The 21,776-nt window shown below is 53.7% G+C and carries 24 protein-coding genes and 1 pseudogene; 20 read left to right on the top strand and 5 right to left on the bottom strand.

Annotation, left to right across the window (positions count from 1 at the left end; translation table 11 throughout):
- Nucleotides 1-8: 8 nt before the first annotated feature.
- Genes X965_RS16155 through X965_RS16250 form a run of 20 tightly spaced genes read left to right on the top strand, consistent with a single transcriptional unit; the run spans nt 9 to nt 15,866 of the window.
- Nucleotides 9-638: a cobalt-precorrin-8 methylmutase gene (locus tag X965_RS16155; RefSeq protein ID WP_004236146.1), complete on the top strand. Its 630-nt coding sequence runs from the start codon at nt 9-11 to the stop codon at nt 636-638.
- A 2-nt stretch (nt 639-640) separates the two neighbouring features.
- On the top strand, nt 641-1,798 hold the full coding sequence (gene cbiD / locus X965_RS16160; protein ID WP_004236148.1) for a cobalt-precorrin-5B (C(1))-methyltransferase CbiD: 1,158 nt from the start codon (nt 641-643) through the stop codon (nt 1,796-1,798).
- Nucleotides 1,795-2,406: a cobalt-precorrin-7 (C(5))-methyltransferase gene (locus X965_RS16165; protein WP_004236149.1), complete on the top strand. Its 612-nt coding sequence runs from the start codon at nt 1,795-1,797 to the stop codon at nt 2,404-2,406. Before cbiD ends, X965_RS16165 begins: the two co-directional genes overlap by 4 nt.
- On the top strand, nt 2,406-2,975 hold the full coding sequence (locus X965_RS16170) for a decarboxylating cobalt-precorrin-6B (C(15))-methyltransferase (protein ID WP_004236150.1): 570 nt from the start codon (nt 2,406-2,408) through the stop codon (nt 2,973-2,975). The genes X965_RS16165 and X965_RS16170 overlap by 1 nt, the downstream gene beginning before the upstream one ends.
- A complete protein-coding gene (locus X965_RS16175) occupies nt 2,968-3,747 on the top strand; it encodes a cobalt-precorrin-4 methyltransferase (RefSeq protein ID WP_004239025.1) in 780 nt (259 codons plus the stop codon). The genes X965_RS16170 and X965_RS16175 overlap by 8 nt, the downstream gene beginning before the upstream one ends.
- On the top strand, nt 3,722-4,789 hold the full coding sequence (locus X965_RS16180) for a cobalt-precorrin 5A hydrolase (RefSeq protein WP_004236152.1): 1,068 nt from the start codon (nt 3,722-3,724) through the stop codon (nt 4,787-4,789). Before X965_RS16175 ends, X965_RS16180 begins: the two co-directional genes overlap by 26 nt.
- Nucleotides 4,783-5,508 (top strand): precorrin-3B C(17)-methyltransferase, encoded by a 726-nt coding sequence (locus X965_RS16185; RefSeq protein WP_004236153.1) that lies wholly within the window; start codon nt 4,783-4,785, stop codon nt 5,506-5,508. Before X965_RS16180 ends, X965_RS16185 begins: the two co-directional genes overlap by 7 nt.
- Nucleotides 5,505-6,293: a cobalt-precorrin-6A reductase gene (locus tag X965_RS16190; RefSeq protein WP_004239029.1), complete on the top strand. Its 789-nt coding sequence runs from the start codon at nt 5,505-5,507 to the stop codon at nt 6,291-6,293. Before X965_RS16185 ends, X965_RS16190 begins: the two co-directional genes overlap by 4 nt.
- 17 nt (nt 6,294-6,310) lie before the next feature.
- Nucleotides 6,311-7,093, top strand: coding sequence for a sirohydrochlorin cobaltochelatase (locus tag X965_RS16195; RefSeq protein ID WP_004236155.1), 783 nt, complete (start codon nt 6,311-6,313; stop codon nt 7,091-7,093).
- 9 nt (nt 7,094-7,102) lie between these two features.
- Nucleotides 7,103-7,828 carry a cobalt-factor II C(20)-methyltransferase gene (locus X965_RS16200; RefSeq protein ID WP_004236156.1) on the top strand — a complete coding sequence of 242 codons (726 nt, stop codon included), beginning with the start codon at nt 7,103-7,105 and terminating at the stop codon, nt 7,826-7,828.
- Between the two features lie 15 nt (nt 7,829-7,843).
- Nucleotides 7,844-8,578 (top strand): energy-coupling factor ABC transporter permease, encoded by a 735-nt coding sequence (locus tag X965_RS16205; protein WP_036408521.1) that lies wholly within the window; start codon nt 7,844-7,846, stop codon nt 8,576-8,578.
- Nucleotides 8,575-8,853 (top strand): energy-coupling factor ABC transporter substrate-binding protein, encoded by a 279-nt coding sequence (locus tag X965_RS16210; protein WP_024472830.1) that lies wholly within the window; start codon nt 8,575-8,577, stop codon nt 8,851-8,853. Before X965_RS16205 ends, X965_RS16210 begins: the two co-directional genes overlap by 4 nt.
- Nucleotides 8,840-9,517: an energy-coupling factor ABC transporter transmembrane protein gene (locus X965_RS16215; protein ID WP_036418875.1), complete on the top strand. Its 678-nt coding sequence runs from the start codon at nt 8,840-8,842 to the stop codon at nt 9,515-9,517. The genes X965_RS16210 and X965_RS16215 overlap by 14 nt, the downstream gene beginning before the upstream one ends.
- Complete coding sequence (locus tag X965_RS16220) at nt 9,514-10,341, top strand: ATP-binding cassette domain-containing protein (protein ID WP_036418878.1); 828 nt, start codon at nt 9,514-9,516, stop codon at nt 10,339-10,341. The genes X965_RS16215 and X965_RS16220 overlap by 4 nt, the downstream gene beginning before the upstream one ends.
- A 17-nt stretch (nt 10,342-10,358) precedes the next feature.
- Complete coding sequence (locus X965_RS16225) at nt 10,359-11,894, top strand: cobyric acid synthase (RefSeq protein WP_036418881.1); 1,536 nt, start codon at nt 10,359-10,361, stop codon at nt 11,892-11,894.
- Entirely contained in the window at nt 11,891-12,436 is a 546-nt protein-coding gene (gene cobU, locus X965_RS16230; RefSeq protein ID WP_024472834.1) for a bifunctional adenosylcobinamide kinase/adenosylcobinamide-phosphate guanylyltransferase, read from the top strand. The genes X965_RS16225 and cobU overlap by 4 nt, the downstream gene beginning before the upstream one ends.
- Nucleotides 12,433-13,200: an adenosylcobinamide-GDP ribazoletransferase gene (gene cobS / locus X965_RS16235; protein ID WP_036418884.1), complete on the top strand. Its 768-nt coding sequence runs from the start codon at nt 12,433-12,435 to the stop codon at nt 13,198-13,200. The genes cobU and cobS overlap by 4 nt, the downstream gene beginning before the upstream one ends.
- Nucleotides 13,201-13,204: 4 nt before the next feature.
- On the top strand, nt 13,205-13,831 hold the full coding sequence (cobC, locus tag X965_RS16240; RefSeq protein WP_036418887.1) for an alpha-ribazole phosphatase: 627 nt from the start codon (nt 13,205-13,207) through the stop codon (nt 13,829-13,831).
- 30 nt (nt 13,832-13,861) lie between these two features.
- Nucleotides 13,862-14,923: a nicotinate-nucleotide--dimethylbenzimidazole phosphoribosyltransferase gene (gene cobT, locus X965_RS16245; protein ID WP_036418890.1), complete on the top strand. Its 1,062-nt coding sequence runs from the start codon at nt 13,862-13,864 to the stop codon at nt 14,921-14,923.
- A gap of 31 nt (nt 14,924-14,954) precedes the next feature.
- On the top strand, nt 14,955-15,866 hold the full coding sequence (locus tag X965_RS16250) for a LysR substrate-binding domain-containing protein (protein WP_004236170.1): 912 nt from the start codon (nt 14,955-14,957) through the stop codon (nt 15,864-15,866).
- 43 nt (nt 15,867-15,909) lie between these two features.
- Here the strand turns inward: X965_RS16250 and X965_RS16255 are convergent, their stop codons facing one another.
- From X965_RS16255 to X965_RS19580, 5 genes and pseudogenes are all read right to left on the bottom strand, one after another.
- The gene (locus X965_RS16255) at nt 15,910-16,662 is read right to left on the bottom strand and encodes a M48 family metalloprotease (protein ID WP_004236171.1); all 753 of its coding nucleotides are present in this window, start codon (nt 16,660-16,662) and stop codon (nt 15,910-15,912) included.
- A gap of 173 nt (nt 16,663-16,835) precedes the next feature.
- Nucleotides 16,836-17,426: a cob(I)yrinic acid a,c-diamide adenosyltransferase gene (gene cobO / locus X965_RS16260; RefSeq protein WP_004236172.1), complete on the bottom strand. Its 591-nt coding sequence runs from the start codon at nt 17,424-17,426 to the stop codon at nt 16,836-16,838.
- A gap of 26 nt (nt 17,427-17,452) precedes the next feature.
- Nucleotides 17,453-19,111: a fumarate hydratase gene (locus X965_RS16265; protein ID WP_004236173.1), complete on the bottom strand. Its 1,659-nt coding sequence runs from the start codon at nt 19,109-19,111 to the stop codon at nt 17,453-17,455.
- Between the two features lie 446 nt (nt 19,112-19,557).
- A complete protein-coding gene (locus tag X965_RS16270) occupies nt 19,558-20,856 on the bottom strand; it encodes a dicarboxylate/amino acid:cation symporter (RefSeq protein ID WP_036413821.1) in 1,299 nt (432 codons plus the stop codon).
- A 512-nt stretch (nt 20,857-21,368) separates the two neighbouring features.
- A pseudogene (locus X965_RS19580) lies at nt 21,369-21,776 on the bottom strand (hypothetical protein); the annotation flags it as partial.

Here is a 21,776-nt window from a genome sequence, read left to right on the forward strand (position 1 = left end):
GGAAAAATATGAGTTACATACAACAGCCGCAGGAAATCGAAAAAAACAGTTTTCTGATCATTGATGACATTATCCGCGAAACACGGCCGGAATACCGTTTCGCCAGTGATGATCACGCGGCAATTATCAAACGCGCTATCCATACCACTGCCGATTTTGACTGGCTGGATATCCTGCATTTTTCTGATGGTGTGATTGAAATCCTCCGTGACGGCATTATGCGCGGCTGCACTATTTATACCGATACCACTATGGCGCTGTCCGGGATCAACAAAACCCGCCTGGCGAAATACGGCTCAGAGTGCCGCTGCTATGTCAGCGACCCGCGTGTGGTCGCTGCCGCCAAAGAGCAGCAGATGACCCGCTCTATGGCCGCCGTGGATATCGCCATGCAGGAGCCGGGTGAGAAAATTTTTGTCTTCGGTAATGCCCCGACCGCCCTGTTCCGCGTGCTGGAACACGCAGAAAAACCGGTTGCCGTTGTCGGTGTACCGGTCGGTTTTGTCGGCGCGGCGGAATCCAAAGATGCGCTGGCGGAGAGTTCGCTGCCGTGTATCGCCGCGCTCGGCCGCAAAGGCGGCAGTAACGTGGCCGCTGCGATTATCAACGCCATCCTTTACCGGATGCCGGAGGCGTAATCATGACGCAGAAAAACATCACAGCACCTGACGATAACGGCACCGGCGTCGTCTGGCACAAAGGCAAGGCACTGCGCAAGGGGTATACCACCGGCTCCTGTGCCACCGCTGCCGCCAAAGTGGCGGCGCTGATGGTGTTGCGTCAGGAAGTGATTCAGCAGGTGTCGATTGTCACGCCGTCCGGTGTGACACTGAACCTGAATGTGGAAGATCCGCTGATTTGCGGGCAATCCGCCACCGCCGCCATCCGTAAAGATGGCGGGGATGATATTGATGCCACCCACGGCATGCTGATTTTTGCCCGTGTCGCAGTCAATGACAGCGGCATTATCACCCTGGACGGCGGCGAAGGTGTCGGCCGGGTGACGAAGGCCGGTGTTGGTCTGCCTATCGGTGACGCGGCGATCAACAAAACGCCGCGTCAGACTATTGAAGCGGCGGTCCGCGAAGTCATCGGCCCGAACCGGGGGGCGGATATCACCATATTTGCCCCGGAAGGGGAAGAGCGGGCGAAAAAAACCTATAACGGTCGCCTCGGTATTCTCGGCGGAATTTCTGTCATCGGCACCAGCGGTATTGTCACGCCGATGTCGGAAGAGAGCTGGAAACGCTCCCTCTCCATCGAGCTGGAAATGAAACGCACCCAGGGTATGACCCGCGTTTTCCTGGTGCCGGGTAACCACGGCGAACGGTTTGTCAGCGAACAGCTCGGGCTGGACGGCACCTATGTCGTCACTATGAGTAACTTTGTCGGCTATATGCTGCAGGAAGCCACACGACTGAAGTTTGAGCAGGTGGTGATCCTCGGGCACTTCGGCAAGCTGGTCAAAATCGCGGCAGGCATTTTCCACACCCACAGCCATATTGCGGATGCGCGGATGGAAACCCTGATCGCCAATCTCGCCCTGATCGGCGCCCCGCTCTCCTTATTACAGGAAGTGGACGGCTGCACCACCACCGAAGCGGCGATTGAACTGATTAACGCACAAGGCTGGCAGGCGGTCTATCCGCGGATCGCAGAAAAAATCTGTGACCGGATTAATCAGATGCTGCGTTTCTCCGATGAGCCGCCGCACTGTGATGCCATTCTGTTCTCGTTTGATAATCAGGTGCTGGGGACCAACCGGCCGCTCAGCGCCATAACGGAGGGATTCCGATGATTTATGTGACAGGTGTGGGCCCCGGCTCAGAAGCGTATCTGACCCGGCGGGCAGCGGATGTGATTTCCGGGGCGGACATTTTAATCGGCGGTCAGCGCCATCTGGATGAATTTGCCGGGCTGACCACAGAAACCCGTGTCATTGATGCGGATATCAGCGGCCTGATGAACTGGATAGCAGAGCGTCTTGATCGCCGCATTGTCATTCTGGCTTCCGGTGACCCGATGTTTTTCGGCATCGGCAAACGCATCAGTGAAACCTTCGCACCGGAGCAGGTGCAGATGGTGCCGGGCATCAGCTCCGTACAATATCTGTGTTCCCGCGCGGGAATGGATATGAATGATATTTATCTCACCAGCAGCCACAACCGCAGCCCGGATTTTGACTGGCTGCTCGCCCATGAGCGTATCGGTATGGTGACGGACAGTAAGATCGGCCCGAAAGAAATTGCCGCTGAAATCCGTCAGCGCGGCCAGACCCGGCGGATGATCATCGGAGAAAACCTCTCCGGCCGCAATGAACGGATCACCATCCTCAATGCGGACGATGTCAGCGGGGATTACGACATGAATGTGGTGTTAATTGATAAACAAGGCAGTGTGGCCTGATGAAAGACGAACTGTTTCTGCGCGGACAACAGATCCCGATGACCAAAGAGCCGGTACGGGCTCTCGCCCTGTCGCGGCTGGATTTACAGGGTGCACAGCGCCTGATTGATGTGGGTGCGGGCACCGGCAGTGTTTCGATTGAGGCGGCACTCAGCCACCCGGCGCTTGAGATTATTGCCATCGAGAAAAAACCGGAAGCCATTGCGCTTATCAAAGAGAACTGCCTCCATTTCCGCTGCCCGCAAATCCGCGTGATTGACGCGTATGCACCGGTGGAACTGGCCGAAAAAGCAGATGCCGTGTTTGTCGGCGGTACCGGAGGAAATCTCACGGAGATTATCGACTGGTCTCTCGATCATCTGCACAGCGACGGCACCCTGGTGATGACCTTTATCCTGCTGGATAACCTGACACAAGCCATTGCGCACCTGAAACAGTGTGCGGTGAGCGAACTGGACTGCTGTGAATTACAGGCCGGAAATATGACCGCGCTCGGACACAGTTATTATTTTAAACCGAATAATCCTACCTATCTTATTTCCTGCCGTAAGGAGGCGCGTTGTGGCTGAACAGTTTGACCGTCAGAAAGTCTGGTTTGTCGGAGCCGGTCCCGGGGATATCAGTCTTATCACCCTGAAAGGCTACCGTATTTTACAACAGGCTGACATCGTCATTTATGCCGGTTCGCTTATCAATACTGATCTGCTGGACTACTGCAAAGACGGCGTCGAAAGCTACGACAGCGCCGCCATGACCCTCGACGACATCATCACTGTGATGGTTGACGGCGTGAAAAGCCACAAACTGGTGGTGCGTCTGCAGACCGGCGACCTATCCCTGTACGGCTCTATCCGTGAACAGGGCGAAGTGCTGGCAGAACACAATATCGGCTTCAGCGCGATCCCGGGCGTCAGTTCCTTCCTCGGTGCCGCAGCCGAACTGGGTGTGGAATACACCGTACCGGAAGTGTCCCAGAGCCTGATCATCACCCGTATCGAAGGCCGCACACCGATGCCGCCGAAAGAGAGTCTGCGCAGCTTTGCCGCTCACCAGACCTCAATGGCGATTTTCCTGTCTGTTCAGGATATCAAAGGCGTGGTGGAGCAACTGACCGAAGGCGGTTATCCGGAAACCACCCCGGTCGCCGTGGTGTATAAAGCGACCTGGCCGGATTGTCAGGTGCTGCGCAGTACTCTGGCGGAGATCACCGTTGCCGTGCGCGACGCAAAAATCCGCAAAACCGCACTGATTCTGGTCGGTCCGTTCCTCGGCGACGAGTATCACTATTCAAAACTGTATGACGCAGGCTTCAGCCATGAGTACCGCAAAGCCTCGCGGTAAGCGCATTGCGCTGTTTTGCCTGACACCGGGCGGCAAAGCGCTGGCGGAAAAGATCCGCCCGCTGCTGCCGGTGACCTGTTACACCAGCGAAAAACTGGTCTCGGATGGCTTTGAACCGTTCCGTGACGGCTTTGCCGCCACCTTACAGCAGGCATTTGCAGAGAATGACGCTCTGATTGTCATCGGCGCGACCGGCATTACCGTGCGGGTACTGGCACCGGTGATTCAGGACAAAATGAGTGACCCTGCCGTGATCGTGATGGATGAGAAAGGACAGCATGTGATCAGTCTGCTCTCCGGCCATCTCGGCGGGGCTAACGAGCTGGCCACCTGGCTGGCGGGCCGGATCGGCGGACAGGCGGTGATCACCACCGCAACCGATGTCAATCAGGTCACCAGTTTTGATCTGCTGGCGCAGGAGATGAATGCCACGTTCACCGATTTCCGCGCCACCGTCAAAACCCTGAACCAGATGATGGTCAGCGGGGATCGTATCGGCATCTGGTGGCATCCTGATATGGCGGCAGAGCAGGATAAATACGCCTTACCGGGGCTTATCCCGGTGGCGGATCTGCGCACTCTGCCGGAACTGGATGCGCTGGTGTGTGTCAGTTACCGCCGCGAGGAAGTGATGCTGCCGGTGCCGGTATATAAACTGATCCCGCGCCGGATTATTGCCGGTATGGGCTGCCGCAGAGATACCGGGGCAGACGAGGTTCAGCAGCTGTTTGCTGAACAGCTGGCTGAGAACAATCTGCTGCCGGAAGCCGTCCGCGCTATCGGCAGTATTACCCTGAAAGCACAGGAGCCCGCCCTGCTGGCGCTCGCTGCCCGCTATCAGGTGCCGTTTACCGTATTCAGTGCTGAGGAGCTTGCCCCTGTGGCGGCACAGTTCCCGGAATCAGAATTTGTTAAAAAAACCACGGGTGTCGGGAGTGTATCCCGGCCGGTCGCCTGGCTGATGAGCAAAGGCTGTCTGATAGGGCAAACCTGTAAGACCCGGGGGATCACCATTACGTTAGGAGCAGAAACAGTATGTTAACCGTTATAGGCATTGGCCCCGGCAGTGAAGCCATGATGACCGAAGAAGCCGTCACCGCACTGAAAGAAGCGGAAGTGGTCGTCGGGTATAAAACCTATACCCATCTGGTGAAACCTCTGGTGGGCGACAAAGAAGTCATCAAAACCGGCATGCGCAAAGAGATCGAACGCTGCTATCTGGCCATTGAGCTTGCACAGGAAGGCAAAAACGTGGCGATGGTGTGCAGCGGTGACGCCGGGATTTACGGCATGGCCGGGCTTATCCTCGAAATCGTCACCAAAGAGAAGCGCGATATTCAGGTGCGTGTGGTGCCGGGTATTACCGCCAGTATCGCCGCCGCATCTTTACTGGGTGCCCCGCTGATGCACGACTTCTGCCATATCAGCCTGAGCGACCTGCTCACGCCGTGGGAGGTGATTGAGAAACGCATCAAAGCCGCCGCCGAAGCCGATTTTGTTATCTGTTTCTATAACCCGCGCAGCCTGGGCCGCGAAGGTCATCTGGCCCGTGCCTTTGAACTGATGGCACCGTTCAAAGCCGCCACCACCCCGATCGGCGTGGTGAAAGCTGCGGCCCGTAAGAAAGAAGAGAAATGGATCACCACCTTCGGTGAGATGGAATATGAGCGTGTCGATATGACCAGCCTGGTGATTGTCGGTAATAAATCCACCTATATCAGTGATGACCTGATGATCACACCACGGGGATACAAACTGTGAATGACGGCAGACTGCTGATTTTCGGCGGGACCAGTGATGCCCGTCTGCTCTGTGAGCGCCTGGATGCACAGGGAGTCCGCTACCGGCTCTCGGTCGCCACCGCCGCAGGCCGTCAGCAGGCAGCCGGATTACAGGGTGAGATCCGGGAAGGCCGGATGGATGCACAGGCGATGGCGGAATACTGCCGCCGTCACGGGATCCGCCTGCTGGCGGATCTCTCGCATCCTTACGCCGCCGTGCTCAGCGACACTATTTTGCAGGTGCAGCGTGAGCTGGGCATTCCGCTGGTGCGTTATAACCGCCCGAGTGATATTGACGCGGTTGATAACCCGCTGATTTACAAAACGGACTCCATCGACAGCGCCTGTGAGATTGCCATGACACTCGGTCAGCGGATTTTGCTGACCACCGGCAGCAAACAGCTGGCGGATTATATTGCCCGGCTGCCGGGCAAAACCGTGCTGGCGCGGGTACTGCCGACACAGGAAGTGCTGGCGCAGTGCGAATCTTACGGGATGACCATTGACCAGATTTTTGCCCTCAAAGGGCCGTTTTCGGCGGAATTTAATGAAGCGTTTTACCGTTACTGCGGCACGGATGTGGTGATCACCAAAGAGTCCGGCACCCAGGGCGGATTCAGTGAAAAAATCGCCCCCTGTCTGGCGCTGGGAATTCCCTGCATTGTCGTGGTACGCCCGCAGACCCGGGTGTCCGGTGATGTGACTGAATTGCAGGATCTTTGCGGGGTAGAGCAGTATCTGACATCCCGTTTTTCTGTCTGTTGATTTACTGAGGTTATGAGATGAAAAAAGCGTTATTAGTGATTAGTTTCGGCACCAGTTACGCGGAAACCCGTGAAAAAAATATCGAAAGCTGTGAAAAGCAGCTTGCGGCAGCGTTCCCCGGCCGTGATTTTTTCCGCGCCTTCACCTCCGGCATGATTATCCGCAAATTAAAAGAGCGCGATAACCTGCATATCAATAACCCTGAAGAGGCATTACGCCATCTGCACGAGCAGGGTTATGAGGATGTGGCTATCCAGTCACTGCATGTGATTAACGGGGACGAATACGAAAAGATTGTCGGCCAGGTTGAAAAATACCGTCCGTTCTTCCGCTATCTGCGCGTGGGCAAGCCGCTGCTGAGCAGTTTTGAGGATTACTCACAGCTGATTGATGCCCTGCACTTCCAGATGCCGGAACTGAAAGCCGACGAGCGTGTGGTATTTATGGGTCACGGTGCCACTCACCACGCCTTCTCCGCTTATGCCTGCCTGGATCACATGATGACCAACAGCGGCTTCCCGGGACGTGTCGGGGCGGTGGAGAGCTATCCGGAAATCGACCTGATTATTAAAGGTCTGAAAGCCGAAAACGTCCGCAAAGTACACCTGATGCCGCTGATGCTGGTCGCCGGTGACCATGCCATCAATGATATGGCCTCCGATGAAGAAGATTCCTGGAAAACACAGCTGGAACAGGCCGGAATCGAGGCTACCGCATGGTTACAGGGCATGGGTGAGAACAATATGATCCGTCAGATGTTTGTCGAACACCTGGCGCAGACAATGGATAACGGGGAGTAATATCCGCACATGAGTCAGCAAACAGAAAAACCACAGGGCAGACTTTACGCTATCGGCACCGGTCCCGGTGCCAGTGACCTTATCACGGTGCGCGGCGCACGGATTATCAGCGAGCTGGATATCCTGTATGCCCCGGCCGGTAAGAAAGATGCCCCGAGCCTGGCACATACCATTGTCGCCCCGTATATCACCGGTAAAACTACGGTGAAAACCTATCACTTCCTGATGAAAGCGCCTCAGGAAGCGAAAGAAGCAGTCTGGGATGATGTCGCGAAAGCGATTCAGGAGGATGTGGCTGACGGTAAAAAAGTCGGCTTTATCACCCTGGGCGATTCCATGCTGTTCAGTACCTGGGTTTCCCTGCTGGAGCGTATCGGCAATCAGCCATGGCTGGAAGTGATTCCGGGCGTGACCTCGTTTGCGGCTATCGCTTCACGGGCCGTTGTCCCGCTGGCAATGGAAAACCAGAGCCTTGCTGTCATGTCATGTACCGCATCTCCCGAAGAGCTGGAGCATGCGATCACGCATCATGAATGCATTGTGTTAATGAAAGTCTATGGTCGTTTACAACAGGTACGCGATCTGCTCCGCCGCCATGATTTGTTTGATCATGCCATCCTGATGGCCGATGCCACACTGGAAACTGAACAGTGCTGGCGGCGCCTGGATGAGATCGACGACGAACAGACACTGCCTTATTTCTCAACGGTATTAATTAATAAAACCCGGAAATAATTCGGTGAGGTTGTTATGCAACAGAAACTCACGCAGTTCTCGTTAACCGGTGCCGCCGTCACTATTCTGCTGATGATTGCACCCCAGGAAGCCTTTGCCATGCATATCATGGAAGGCTTTTTACCGCCGATGTGGGCGATTGCCTGGTGGCTGATTTTCCTGCCGTTCCTCGGCGCGGGGATTGTCCGCCTTAAAGCGATTGTTCAGGAAGATGCCAACCAGAAAGTTCTGCTGGCACTGTGCGGCGCCTTTATCTTTGTGCTTTCCGCGCTGAAGATCCCGTCAGTGACCGGCAGCTGCTCTCACCCTACCGGGGTGGCGCTGGCAGTGATCCTGTTCGGGCCATCTGTGGTAGCTGTGCTCGGCTCCATCGTGCTGCTGTTCCAGGCATTGCTGCTGGCGCACGGCGGCCTGACCACCCTCGGTGCCAACGGCATGTCGATGGCGGTTATCGGACCGATTGTCGGTTATCTGGTCTGGCGTTTCACCATCAAACTGGGCTGGCGTAAGGATGTCTGCGTCTTCCTTGTCGCGGTGATAGCGGATTTAACCACCTATTTTGTCACCTCGGTGCAGCTCGGTGTTGCTTTCCCGGATCCGCAGATGGGGATGGGTGCGGCGATCCTGAAATTCATGGGTATCTTCTGTCTGACCCAGGTACCGATTGCGATTGCGGAAGGTCTGCTGACGGTACTGGTCTATGATCAGCTGGTGAAACGTAACCTGGTGGGTAACGAGGTGCGGGCATGAAAAAGACACTGATTTTACTGTTTCTGACTGTTGCGATTTTTATCATCCCGTTCTTTATCGATCATGGCGGTGAATACGGCGGTTCAGACGATCAGGCTGAGCAGCAGATCCTGGCCATCGCGCCGGATTATGAGCCCTGGTTTGAGTCTCTGTACGAGCCGGCCAGTGGTGAAATCGAAAGTCTGCTGTTCACATTACAGGGCTGTCTGGGCACTGCAGTGATTTTCTACGTGCTCGGTTACTACCGCAGCGGCCGGAAAAATGCAAAGCCTTGATGCGCTGAGTTATCAAAGCCGCTGGCGTCAGCGTGACCCGGGGGTGAAGTTTACCTTCTGGGTCGTGATGATGGTTCTGGCGATGAGCCTGCCGCCGGCAGGCCAGGCGGCTTTATTGCTGTGTATTGCGGCGTTTACCTGCTGGTTACTGCGGGTATCGCCGCTCCGCTATCTGAAATGGCTGCTGATCCCGTTCAGTTTTCTGGCGGTGGGTCTGGTGGCCATTATTATCTCATTTGCCCGCACACCGGACACTCTGCTGTGGGGCATTCAGATTGGTCAGTACTGGGTTGGCCTTGATCCCGCCGGTCTGACAACTGCCAATCAGACCTTCTGGCGCAGCATGGCGGCTCTCGCTGCCACCTTCTGGTTTATGCTCAATATGCCGTTTGAGCAGCTGATTAAACTGATGAAACGCGGCCACCTGCCGCTGGTGCTGATCGAGCAGATCCTGCTGACCTGGCGCTTTATCTTTATCTTTCTGGAAGAAGCCGCCACCATTTATCACGCACAATCCCTGCGCTTCGGCTACCGCAACCTGCGCACCGGCTACCGCTCACTGGCGATGCTGGTCACCATGCTGTTTTCCCGCGTGATGATGCGCTATCAGCAAATGTCCGTCGCACTGAATGTGAAGCTCTATCGGGGAGATTTCCATCTATGAATCATCATCCGCAATTATCGGTCAGCGGTCTCACATTCCGCTATCAGGACGATAATATCCTGAAAAACCTGACGATGGATTTTGGCGCACACCAGGTCACCGGGATTATCGGTGCCAACGGCTGCGGAAAATCCACCCTGTTTATGAACCTGTCCGGTATTCTGAAACCACAGGACGGTCAGGTGAACTGGCGGGGTAATCCGCTGAAATACGACAAAAAATCCCTGCTGGAATTGCGTCAGCATGTGGTGACCGTTTTTCAGGATCCGGATATGCAGATTTTCTACACAGATGTGGACAGTGATATCGCTTTCGCCCTGCGTAATCTCGGCGTGGAAGAGGATGAAATCAAACGCCGCACTGATGAGGCACTGCGTCTGGTGGATGCGCTCGCCTTCCGAGACAAACCGGTGCAGCATCTGAGCTTCGGCCAGAAAAAACGCGTGGCGATCGCCGGGGCGCTGGTGATGCAGTCAGATTATCTGCTGCTCGATGAACCGACGGCCGGGCTGGATCCTGCCGGACGTCAGCAGATGATCGATCTGCTGGCCCGTATTGCCGCCGCCGGTAAACACATTGTGATTTCCAGCCATGACATTGATCTGATTTATCAGGTCTGTGATGGTATTTACGTGATGTCGCACGGCGAAGTGTGCGGCCACGGCACGCCGGAGTCCGTTTTCCTGCAAAAAGAGATGATCACCGCCGCCGGGCTGGAACAGCCGTGGCTGGTCAAACTCCACTGCGAAACCGGACTGCCGCTGTGCAAAACTGAACAGGCGCTGTTTGCACAATTGCAGCAGCAGACAACTCCCGCCGCCTGAACACACGAGGTAATGGCATGACATTTTCACTGATGATCCAGGGTACTGCTTCCGATGTCGGAAAAAGTGTATTAGTTGCCGGATTCTGCCGGATTTTTTCTCAGGATGGCTATCACTGCGCGCCGTTCAAATCACAGAATATGGCACTGAACTCGGGGATCACCCGTGACGGCAAAGAGATGGGCCGGGCGCAGATCTTTCAGGCGGAAGCTGCCGGTATAGAACCGGATGTGCGCATGAACCCGGTTCTGCTCAAACCGACCTCTGACCGCAAATCCCAGGTTATTCTGATGGGGAAAGTCGCGCAAAATATGGATGCGGCGGAGTATCACCTCTACAAACCTCAGTTGAAAGCCATGATCCGTGATGTTTACAATGACCTGGCTTCTGAGCACGACATTATTGTGCTGGAAGGCGCAGGCAGCCCGGCGGAGATCAATCTGCGCGACGGCGATATTGTGAATATGGGTATGGCTGAAATGATAGACGCGCCGGTGATCCTGGTGGCGGATATCGATCGCGGCGGTGTGTTCGCCTCGATTTACGGCACACTCGCCCTGCTGGCAGACGACGAACGCGCCCGGGTGATCGGCGTGATCATCAATAAATTCCGCGGTGATGTCGCTCTGCTGATGCCGGGCATTAAACAAATCGAAGATCTGACCAACGTTCCGGTGCTCGGCGTGCTGCCGTGGCTGGATGTGGATCTGGAAGATGAGGACGGCGTGGCGCTGCAGGTCGGCAAATATGACGGCAAAACAGAGGAAGTGCTGGATATTGTGGTGGTTCAGCTGCCGCACATTGCCAACTTCACCGACTTCAATGCCCTTGCCGCCCAGCCGGATGTCCGTCTGCGTTATGAATCCGATCCGCTGCTGGTCGGTGAACCGGATCTGCTGATTATCCCGGGCAGTAAAAATACCCTCGGTGACCTGCTGTGGCTGCGTCAGAAAGGAATGGATAAAGCCATTCTCACCCGCCATGCACAGGGTACACCGGTCGCCGGGATCTGCGGCGGCTATCAGATCCTCGGTAAACATATTTATGATGATGTCGAATCCGGATTATCCGATCTGCCGGGACTGGGGCTGCTCGATATCACCACCCGCTTCTCACCGGAAAAAAATACCACCCAGACCGCCGGAACCGTGTGCGGCGCACTGCCGGGGATCTGGTCAGCCTGTCAGGGTGAACCGATCAGCGGCTACGAGATCCACATGGGCGTATCCGAAACCGGCGCGGATGCCATCCCGTTTGCACAGATGCATGAGAAAAACCGCGAGCCGTGCAACCATGCTGACGGTGCAGTCAACCCGGACGGCAGTGTGATGGGCTCTTATCTGCACGGAATTTTTGACCGCAACAATTTCACCCGTCCGCTGCTCAATCAGCTGCGGAAAAAGAAAGGGCTGGAGCCGCTGCCGGAAAGCACGTTTGACTATGCACTGCATAAAGAACAGCAGTTTAATATTCTGGCGCAGCAGATGCGGGAACACCTCAATATTGATGAAATCTGCCGTCTGATGCGTGCACACAAGGAGAAAACAGCATGATTTTAATTACCGGCGGAGCCCGCAGCGGTAAAAGCAGTTTTGCTGAAGAACTGGTGGATAACCGCTGTCACAGTGCGCTCTATATCGCCACCTCAGTGGTGACGGATGATGAAATGGCCGCCCGCGTGGCACGCCATAAGGCCGATCGCCCGCAGCACTGGCGCACATGGGAAGGTTTTAAAAACATTGCCCGTGCTATCCGTTATGAACGCAAACCGGGCGAAGGGGTGATGCTGGAATGCATCACCACGCTGATTGCCAATCTGCTCTATGACGCCTCGGGCGGCGCGGATCCGGACACGCTCGATTACGCACAACTGGAGATCGGCATCAACAGCGAAATCGACCATATTATTGATGCCTGCAAAGAGAGTGAGTGCCCGGTGTATATCGTCACCAACGAACTGGGGATGAGCATCACACCGGAAAACCGGCTGGCGCGTCATTTTGTCGATATCGCCGGACGTATTAATCAGAAACTCGCCCGTCAGGCCGAACAGGTCTGGCTGGTGGTCTCCGGGATCGGAGTTCAGATCAAATGAACCTGAAATACCTGTGGGCGACACTCCAGTTTATTACCCGCATTCCGGTGCCGCAGCGCTGGAGTGAAGGCACGGAGTTTCAGCAGTACGGACGTGGCGTACCATTTTTTCCGGTGGTCGGATTGATTGCCGGGATCATTGCAACACTGCTGACGGTGTGGATTGCGCAAGCGGCTCACAGTCCGCTGATCGCCGCGCTGGGCTATGTGCTGGCACTGATCCTGATCACCGGCGGTTTTCACCTCGATGGCCTGGCAGATACCTGTGACGGTATTTTCTCCGCCCGCAAACGCGAAAGAATGCTGGAGATCATGCGCGACAGCCGCATCGGTACGCATGGCTGTCTGGCACTGATTTTTGCCCTGATGGCAAAATCCGCTGCCGCGTATGAGCTTCTCGCCTCCTCTTCCCTTTCCCTGATCACCGCTGCCGGATTGCTGATTTGCGCCCCGGTCGCAGGCCGCACCTGTATGTCACTGGTGATGTACAACCAGCGCTATGCCCGCGAGGGGGAAGGTATGGGCAATATTTATATCGGCCGTATCACTCTGCGTCAGTTTGTCATCACTCTCGCCACCGGCGCGGTGATTGTCACGGTTGCAGGCGGAATGAAAGCCCTCGGCGCACTGATTATCACCGCCTTTATTATTTACGGGTTGGGGCGTTATTTCCGCCATCACCTCGGCGGACAGACCGGGGACACACTCGGTGCCGCTGAAGAGTGCGGGGAAATTATCTTCCTGCTCGCGCTGTTCTGGGTGTAAGCAGATGAGTATCAGCCGCTTTATTCTTGTCCGCCACGGGGAAACCGCCGGGAACAAAGACGGTTTGTTCTACGGCAGCACCGATTTACCGCTGACGGAACACGGCCACCGCCAGGCCGCCAGCGTGGCCGCTTATCTGCGTGATATTCAGATAGATACTATACTGATCAGTGAATTGCAGCGGGCAAAACAGACGGCGGAATATATCCGTGCCCCGGAAACTCATCACTATCACTGCGACCCGCGCCTCAATGAAATGCACTTCGGCGAGTGGGAAATGCAGCATTACAGTGAGATTGCCGCCCGTTACCCGGCAGACTGGGAGACCTGGATGAATGACTGGCTGCATGCCGCACCGACCGGCGGCGAGCCGTTCCCGCAGTTTGCGGTGAGGGTTCAGGCGGTGGCGGATGAACTGCGCCGGGAAGCATCAGAAACCCCGGCAACCCGGCTGATTGTCGCCCACAAGGGCGTGCTCGGGCTTATTATCACCCGCTGGTTCGGCCTGCCCGCAGAGGCCATGTGGCAGTTCCCCTGTGCACAGGACAGTTACAGTGTGGCGGAATGCCGCGACGGATTTATGACGTTAGCTGTGTTTAACGGGCGATCACGTTTTACGCCTGTTGTTTGATTATAAAAATATAATGTGAGCATAAAAACAATGACAACACTGAAAGACCTGATCCGTGCGATCCCGCCTCTGGATCACGCGGCCATGCAGGCGGCAGAACAACATATCAACGGATTGGCCAAGCCGCCGCGCAGTCTCGGCCGCCTGGAAGATCTGGCGGTACATCTTGCCGGAATGCCGGGGATTGACCATCCGGATAATCTGCCGAAAGAAATTATTGTGATGTGTGCGGATCACGGCGTATTTGCAGAAGGTGTCGCCGTCACCCCGCAGGAAGTCACCGCTATCCAGGCCCGCAATATTCAGAAACAGCTGACCGGTGTCTGCGCGGTTGCCCGCAGCAACGGTACCAGCGTGCTGCCTGTGGATATCGGCATTGACTGCGATCCTATCGATGACATGATTTCCCTGAAACTGGCACGCGGCTGCGGCAATATCGCCAAAGGCCCGGCAATGTCTTACGCCGATGCGGAGCACCTGCTGGTTGCCAGTGCAGAGCTGGTAAAACAGCGGGTTGCCGCCGGGATCCGCGTTGTCGGCACCGGGGAACTGGGGATTGCCAATACCACCCCGGCGTCTGCGATGATCAGCGTCCTGTGCGGACTTGATCCGCATGATACGGTCGGGATCGGCGCCAATCTGCCGCTGGATCGCGTTTCACACAAAGAAGCTATTGTCCGGCAGGCTATCGCGGTCAACAACCCTGATCCGGCAGATGCCATTGACGTGCTCGCCAAAGTCGGCGGGTATGATCTGACCGGGATGACCGGTGTGATTCTGGGTGCCGCCGTCTGCGGTATTCCTGTCGTGCTCGACGGCTTTTTATCTTACGCCTGCGCCATCGCGGCCTGCCGTCTGGCTCCTGCTGTCCGGAACTATCTGATCCCGTCCCACTTTTCCGCCGAGAAAGGCGCAGGTATCGCGCTTGAGCAGCTCGGTCTGAAACCTTTCTTATATTTGGATCTCCGGCTGGGTGAAGGCAGCGGCGCGGCATTAGCCATGTCCGTTATTAATGCCGCATGCAGCATGTATTGTCATATGGGGCATCAGGCCGGGAGTGGTTTCACTCTGCCGCCATCCCCCACCCGGTAAAATGGATTATATTTTTAGGGAGTAAAACGCCATGCGAAAGAAGATCCCGAAAACGGATTTACTGATCACCTTCGAAGCTGTCGCGCAGTATGAGAGCTACACCCGGGCAGCCGAAGAGTTATCACTGACCCAGAGTGCGGTTTTCCGTCAGATAGCCGCGCTGGAAGAATTTCTGAATGTGTCGCTGTTTCATCACGTCCGCAAACGTATTTTCCTCAGTGATGCCGGAAAGCATTACCTCGGGCTGGTGCATGACACGCTGGATAAGCTGGAAAAAGACACCCAGGATATTATGTCCTGGCAGTCATCACAGCAGCTGTTTGAGCTGGCGGTAACACCGACCTTCAGCACACACTGGCTGATCCCGAACCTGCAGAGCTTCCGTGAGAAACATCCGGAAATCGCATTAAGTATTAGCGCATTAACCACACCGGCGGACTTTACCAGCCTGAAATACGATGCGGCAATCATGCGTGAGGATTTCTGTAATCCGTGGCCGGATTTTGAATATCTGTTTGAGGAAGAGCTGGTACCGGTCTGCAGCCGCATGCTGTGGCGGGATGACAGTATCAAACTCACCACCAGCCAGGTGCTGGAAGAGTTTACTCTGCTGCATCAGACCACCCGCCTCGATGCCTGGAGTGACTGGTTCCAGCTCTCGGGCATTCACAACCCGAAAACCCGGGTCGGCCCGCGCTTTGATCTGCTTTCGATGCTGATCTCCGCCATCCGCTCAAATCTCGGTGTGGCGCTGCTGCCGCGTTTTGCTATCCAGAAAGATCTGGAAAACGGCGATCTGGTGATCCCGTGCGATCTGCCGATGAGCACCGGCAACCGCTTTGTTCTCACCTATAAAGAGGACAAAAAAGGATCACTCAACCTGCGGAAATTCAGTGACTGGATCCACGAGAAATCGCGGGAAAAAGAACTGATTCTGTCTTAAATAAAAAAGGTGGCTCAGCCACCTTTTTTGTTATCCGGAATACTTACTGTTTATCTGCCGCGATCCGGTTGCGGATATTCTCTGCGCGCTCTGCGGTCGGCGGGTGAGAATCAAATATGCTGTTCTGCCCTTTATCCATTTTCGCAAGCTTTTCAAACCCGGTGGCCAGACCTTCCGTTGAAATGCCGCGTTTTTTCAGCAGATCATAGGAATAATTGTCCGCTTCCGTTTCCTGACGCTGTGAGAACTGCGCATTAACCAGTTTGATACCCATATCAGCAAACTGAGAATTACTCAGTTCAGACGCCAGACCGCCCGCTGAACCCGCCGCGGTTTTTGCCGCCACCGCAGCATAGGCAACCTGCATTGCTTTACGGGTGTGACCCAGGCCGACGTGTCCTAATTCATGCCCCAGGACACCTTCGATTTCATTATCATTCATGATATCCATCAGACCGCTGTAAACACGGACACAACCGTTCGCCATCGCCCAGGCATTCGGTTCATTGGTCATATAGACCTTGTAATTCACTTTTGTGCCGTTCACATCGGAACCTAATGATTTGGCGATTTTGTCCATGCGTGCCGCGTATTTTCCGGAGGCCGGTGCAATGTTATTTTTTGCGTCCATCTCTTTGCAGGCACCGTCCGTCAGTTTCACCATATCCGCATCGGTTAAGGTGGCCGCCTGAAATAACTGGCCGCCGGACTGTGCCAGGGTGTCATAATTCATATTCTGGCAACCGGCCAGAACAACAGCGGATACCGCAAGGGCTGAGATCGTCTTTAATTTCATTCTGTCTGCTTCCGTTTACTCAGTATTTTTACGGATGCAAAGGTATCAATTTATGTTCATCCGCTGCCAGCAGTCTATTCCGAAAAACAAAGCGCAGCACTGCCGGACCGGCAAAAAAAATCGCCCCGTATAAACGGAGCGATTGTGATAACAGACTGTATTTACGGGATGAATTACCAGTCGATACCTTTCTGTGCCTGAATACCACTGTCAAACGCGTGTTTAACCGGACGCAGCTCACTGACGGTGTCTGCCAGATCCGTGATATCGCGGTGACATCCCCGGCCGGTAATAATCACGCTCTGGTTTTCTGGGCGATTTTTCAGGTAACTGATAATCTCATCCAGGTCGATATAGCCGTAGCGCACCATGTACGTCAGTTCATCCAGCACCACGAGGTCATAGGACGGATCCTCTAACATCGCTTTGCCGAACTGCCATACTTCCTGTGCCGCTTTGGTATCGCCTTCTTTGTCCTGCGTGTTCCAGGTAAAACCGGTGGCCATGATATGGAATTCAACCCCCAGTTTTTCCAGCACATTGCGCTCGCCGCATTCCCACTGGCCTTTGATAAACTGCACCACGCCCACTTTCATACCGTGTCCGGCGGCGCGGGTCGCGGTACCAAAGGCCGCAGTAGATTTCCCTTTCCCGTTACCGGTGAAGACCATCAGGACTCCGCCGGTCTTCTGAGCCGCGGCAACGCGCCCGTCGACATGCTCTTTCAGTTTCTGTTGCCGTTGTTGATAACGTTCGTCGCTCATGCAAACTCCTCAGGGAAAGTGTTGGCTCAGGCAGGCTGGCCTGCCACGCATTTCTCACATTTTTTCGTCTGAACCTGTTCGAAGAAGTTATTCCCTTTGTCATCCACCAGGATAAAGGCCGGGAGCCCTTCCACTTCCATTTTCCAGACTGCTTCCATACCCAGTTCAGGGTATTCCAGAATATCCAGGCTCTTCACATATTCCTGAGCCAGAATCGCCGCAGAACCGCCGATACTGCCCAGATAGAAGCCGCCGTGTGCTTTACAGGAATCGGTCACCGCCTGACTGCGGTTTCCTTTTGCCAGCATCAGCATACTGCCGCCCTGCGACTGGAACAAGTCCACATACGGATCCATCCGGTTACCGGTGGTCGGGCCGAGAGAGCCGGAGACCAGGTCTTCCGGTTTTTTCGCCGGACCCGCATAGTACACCATATGATCTTTGAAATACTGCGGTAATCCCTGTCCGCTGTCCAGGCGCTCTTTCAGTTTCATATGCGCGATATCACGGGCAATGATGAGCGGGCCGCTGAGAGAGACGCGGGTGGAGACCGGATACTTGCTCAGCTCTTTGAGGATTTCCGCCATCGGCCGGTTCAGATCGATACTGACCATGTCGCTTTCATTCTCTTTGCGCATGGATTCCGGAATGTAACTTGCCGGATTGTATTCCAGTTTCTCCAGCCAGATCCCGTCTTTGGTGATCTTGCCTTTGATGTTACGGTCAGACGAACAGGACAGTGCCAGACCAATCGGGCAGGAACCGCCGTGACGCGGCAGACGGATCACACGGATATCATGGGCGAAATATTTACCGCCAAACTGGGCACCGAAGCCGAACTCACGGGTGGCTTCCAGCAGTTCCTGCTCCAGCTCGCGATCGCGGAAGGCGCGTCCCAGCTCATTACCGGTATCCGGCAGATTGTCATAATATTTGGTGGACGCCAGTTTCACCGTTTTCAGGTTCATTTCCGGTGAGGTGCCGCCGATACAGAACGCAATATGGTACGGCGGGCAGGCAGTGGTACCGAGATACTTCATTTTGTCGATCAGGAATGCTTTCAGGCGATCATGTTCCAGAATGGCCTTGGTTTCCTGATACAGCGCGGTTTTGTTGGCAGAGCCACCGCCTTTATTGATAAACAGGAAGTGATATTCCGCGCCTTCGGTGGCCAGGATATCAATCTGTGCAGGTAAGTTGGTGCCGGTATTCACTTCCGTGTACATATCCAGCGCTGCGTTCTGTGAATAACGCAGGTTTTCACGCTGGAATGTGTTGTAAATACCACGGGATAAGCATTCCGCATCGTTGACGCCGGTCCATACCTGCTGGCCTTTTTTCGCCACGATAGTCGCGGTGCCGGTATCCTGACAGTTCGGCAGAACCCCTTTGGCAGAGATTTCCGCATTGCGCAGCAGTTGCAGCGCGACATATTTGTCGTTTTCGCTGGCTTCAGGGTCGCTTAAAATCTGTGCAACCTGTTTCTGATGTGCCGGACGGAGGAAATAGGAGGCATCATGCACGGCCTGCTGGGCAATCAGCGTCAGCGCTTCAGGTTCAACCTTAAGCATCTCACGGCCTTCAAATGTCGCCGTGGAAACGTGCTCCCTGCTCAGCAGATAATAGTCCGTTTTATCTTCCGATAACGGGAATGGCTCCTGATACTCAAAAGTTTTATTTGTCATTATATTCACTCGTATTAAATCAGAAAAATGAAGAACCTATTGACTCACAATTTAAAAAATAAAATTACCTGTCCCGATTATGGTGGCTTATTATGCACGAAAACAAATGATTAAAATGAAGAAGTTGGTGAATTTCATGAAGGAACAGACACGTATCACACCATTTTAATATCATTATTAAATCCGTTTAAAAACAAAGTAATAAACCATAAATTAACGATTTCAAAATGAGAAAATAACATATTATCGTTACATTTGATGATTGAATTAAATTTATAAAATAAAAAACCAAAGTTTATTTTAATAAAAATGAGATCTTAATACGGAAATACAGAATAATGAAAATGTAAAAGTGTTAAGCGGGTCATGAGATACAAACTGCAGATATAAAAAAACACAGGTGAAAATCGGTACCTGTGTTTTTTTTCATACAGAGAATAGGTTCTTCAGCCTGCTTTTTTCAGCGGCTCCGGTTCTGCCATCTCAACAACCGCTACCGGCGGTTTTCCGTGACAGCCTTCCCCGTAATGCTCGCCTTCCCAGCGCCCGACAATCGCCGCGCCCATCGCATTACTCATCACGTTGGTCGCGGAGCGGCCCATATCCAGGAACGGATCGACTCCCATCAGCAGAATTAACCCGGCTTCCGGGATATTAAACTGTGTCAGTGTGGCGGCAATCACCACCAGCGAGGCACGCGGCACACCCGCCATACCTTTGGATGTCAGCATCAGGATCAGCAACATTGTAATCTGATCTCCCATGGAAATCTCAATATTACAGGCCTGGGCGATAAAGATAACCGCAAAAGAGCAGTACGCCATAGAGCCGACGAGGTTAAAGGAGTAGCCAATCGGCAGTACAAAGCTGGCGATTTTATTGGAGACACCGAACTGCTCGAGCTGCTTCAGTGTGCCCGGAAACGCCGCTTCAGAGCTGGAGGTGGTAAATGCCAGCAGCGCCGGCTCAGCGATCCCTTTGGTCAGCCGCAGAATACAGCGCCCCACGATCAGAACTGCCAGACCGATTAACACCAGCCATAATGTTGCCAGTGTCAGGTAGAATTCACCCATAAAAATACCGGCTTCCAGCAGCACCACCAGCCCGCGCTCGGCGATCATACCGGAAATAGCGGCAAAAACCGTCAGCGGCGCAAACAGCATGACATAGCCGGTCAGTTTCAGCATCAGGCTGACCACCGACTCCAGCAGTGTCAGAATCGGCTTACCTTTTTCACCGATAGCGGAAAGAGCAATTCCCATAAAAATAGAGAAAACAACGATCTGCAAAATCTCATTACGGGCCATGGCATCAACGATACTGGTCGGGATCAGATGGGCGATAAAGTTTTTCACCGAAAACGCGGCGGTCGCCACATTGTCCACCACTGTATCCGCCGGTGCCACAAAGTTAATTCCCGCACCCGGTTTAAGCAGGTTAACAATCACCAGCCCGAGAGTGATGGAAATAAAAGAAGCGCAGATAAATAAAAACAACGTCTTGGAGAAAACCCGGCCGAGTGTCCGCGCATCCCCCATTTTTGCAATACCCACCACCAGCGTGGAGAGGATCAGCGGCGCGATAATCATTTTAATGAGTCGCAGGAAAATATCTGTCACCACTGAGATATCAGCAGAATATTGCTGATTAAACCCGGGTGTGGCCAGTTTGTTCAGCGCAAAGCCGACAATCACCCCGATAAATAACGCAGCCACAATCCAGGTCGTTAAACTTCTTGACTTCATACTATCTCCATAATGCTGATGTACTTAATCCCCCGGAGACTTTAAAAAATCTGATTAATTTCTTCTGAGCCTGACGGCAGCAGAAAAAATAATAAGCAGAAAGTGAGGGAGTTCAGAACAAAACTGACATCTGCCTTTAACAAAATGAACAATAAAATACACCGCTATTGACATAGTGATGTGTTATTTTACCGGGCGGACCGTACATTATTCCGCCATTACTTTGTTGCAGATAAAGGATTCCGTAACAGATGTTACGTAATAAAGTGTGTTTTAAACTGTTATTTACATCAGATTAACCCTGATGTTGTTTTTTTATACTACCGGCCGGTTTTCAGATGAAAAATACGGCTCTCCTGAAATCATACTCCTTTTTTATTTGATGTCCCTCTCTTTATTGTTTAATTTTTTGTTGCTGATAAAACCAGCAATTCATTATTTTTCATTAAAATTTTTAATAAAAAAGGGCCGCGTGATAATGCGGCCCTTTCCGGAACTGAATGAAAAATCACTTATTTCGGCAGAACCCCGAAGGCGCGGAAATTGCCGGTCTGCGTGATAAAGGTGTTGTAATACTCATTTTCCGCCACCGTATTGGATGATGCGGACCCGGCAGACGCGGATACCAGATCCATGGTGGTCTGGTGAATCTCTTTATTCAGCTTGTCGTGAATATCCGGATTATCAGATTCGTTAATCTGCTTCAGCAGGCCGGTTAATTTCAGCGCCTGTTTCTGTGTTTCCGCATCTTTAAACTTCGGCTCCGGAATGGCGTAATCGAAAGTCATATTGACGCTGTCTTTCAGCTCATCACCCGGCGCCACCGGCTGTAATTTTTCTCCGTAATCGGATTCGATATAGGCGACCAGTTCTGCTTTATCAAAACATTTGGTTTTAATATTGCCGACAGACTGGCGGTT

This window comes from Morganella sp. EGD-HP17 (assembly GCF_000512315.2).
GTDB classification, from domain to species: Bacteria; Pseudomonadota; Gammaproteobacteria; order Enterobacterales; family Enterobacteriaceae; genus Morganella; species Morganella morganii.

Excerpts from the sequence above, each read along its gene's own strand:
- X965_RS16155 (WP_004236146.1), top strand. The coding sequence starts at position 9 with ATGAGTTACATACAACAGCCGCAGGAAATCGAAAAAAACAGTTTTCTG.
- cbiD (WP_004236148.1), top strand. The coding sequence starts at position 641 with ATGACGCAGAAAAACATCACAGCACCTGACGATAACGGCACCGGCGTC.
- X965_RS16165 (WP_004236149.1), top strand. The coding sequence starts at position 1,795 with ATGATTTATGTGACAGGTGTGGGCCCCGGCTCAGAAGCGTATCTGACC.
- X965_RS16170 (WP_004236150.1), top strand. The coding sequence starts at position 2,406 with ATGAAAGACGAACTGTTTCTGCGCGGACAACAGATCCCGATGACCAAA.
- X965_RS16180 (WP_004236152.1), top strand. The coding sequence starts at position 3,722 with ATGAGTACCGCAAAGCCTCGCGGTAAGCGCATTGCGCTGTTTTGCCTG.
- X965_RS16185 (WP_004236153.1), top strand. The coding sequence starts at position 4,783 with ATGTTAACCGTTATAGGCATTGGCCCCGGCAGTGAAGCCATGATGACC.
- X965_RS16195 (WP_004236155.1), top strand. The coding sequence starts at position 6,311 with ATGAAAAAAGCGTTATTAGTGATTAGTTTCGGCACCAGTTACGCGGAA.
- X965_RS16200 (WP_004236156.1), top strand. The coding sequence starts at position 7,103 with ATGAGTCAGCAAACAGAAAAACCACAGGGCAGACTTTACGCTATCGGC.
- X965_RS16205 (WP_036408521.1), top strand. The coding sequence starts at position 7,844 with ATGCAACAGAAACTCACGCAGTTCTCGTTAACCGGTGCCGCCGTCACT.
- X965_RS16210 (WP_024472830.1), top strand. The coding sequence starts at position 8,575 with ATGAAAAAGACACTGATTTTACTGTTTCTGACTGTTGCGATTTTTATC.
- X965_RS16215 (WP_036418875.1), top strand. The coding sequence starts at position 8,840 with ATGCAAAGCCTTGATGCGCTGAGTTATCAAAGCCGCTGGCGTCAGCGT.
- X965_RS16220 (WP_036418878.1), top strand. The coding sequence starts at position 9,514 with ATGAATCATCATCCGCAATTATCGGTCAGCGGTCTCACATTCCGCTAT.
- X965_RS16225 (WP_036418881.1), top strand. The coding sequence starts at position 10,359 with ATGACATTTTCACTGATGATCCAGGGTACTGCTTCCGATGTCGGAAAA.
- cobU (WP_024472834.1), top strand. The coding sequence starts at position 11,891 with ATGATTTTAATTACCGGCGGAGCCCGCAGCGGTAAAAGCAGTTTTGCT.
- cobS (WP_036418884.1), top strand. The coding sequence starts at position 12,433 with ATGAACCTGAAATACCTGTGGGCGACACTCCAGTTTATTACCCGCATT.
- cobC (WP_036418887.1), top strand. The coding sequence starts at position 13,205 with ATGAGTATCAGCCGCTTTATTCTTGTCCGCCACGGGGAAACCGCCGGG.
- cobT (WP_036418890.1), top strand. The coding sequence starts at position 13,862 with ATGACAACACTGAAAGACCTGATCCGTGCGATCCCGCCTCTGGATCAC.
- X965_RS16250 (WP_004236170.1), top strand. The coding sequence starts at position 14,955 with ATGCGAAAGAAGATCCCGAAAACGGATTTACTGATCACCTTCGAAGCT.
- X965_RS16255 (WP_004236171.1), bottom strand. The coding sequence starts at position 16,662 with ATGAAATTAAAGACGATCTCAGCCCTTGCGGTATCCGCTGTTGTTCTG.
- cobO (WP_004236172.1), bottom strand. The coding sequence starts at position 17,426 with ATGAGCGACGAACGTTATCAACAACGGCAACAGAAACTGAAAGAGCAT.
- X965_RS16265 (WP_004236173.1), bottom strand. The coding sequence starts at position 19,111 with ATGACAAATAAAACTTTTGAGTATCAGGAGCCATTCCCGTTATCGGAA.
- X965_RS16270 (WP_036413821.1), bottom strand. The coding sequence starts at position 20,856 with ATGAAGTCAAGAAGTTTAACGACCTGGATTGTGGCTGCGTTATTTATC.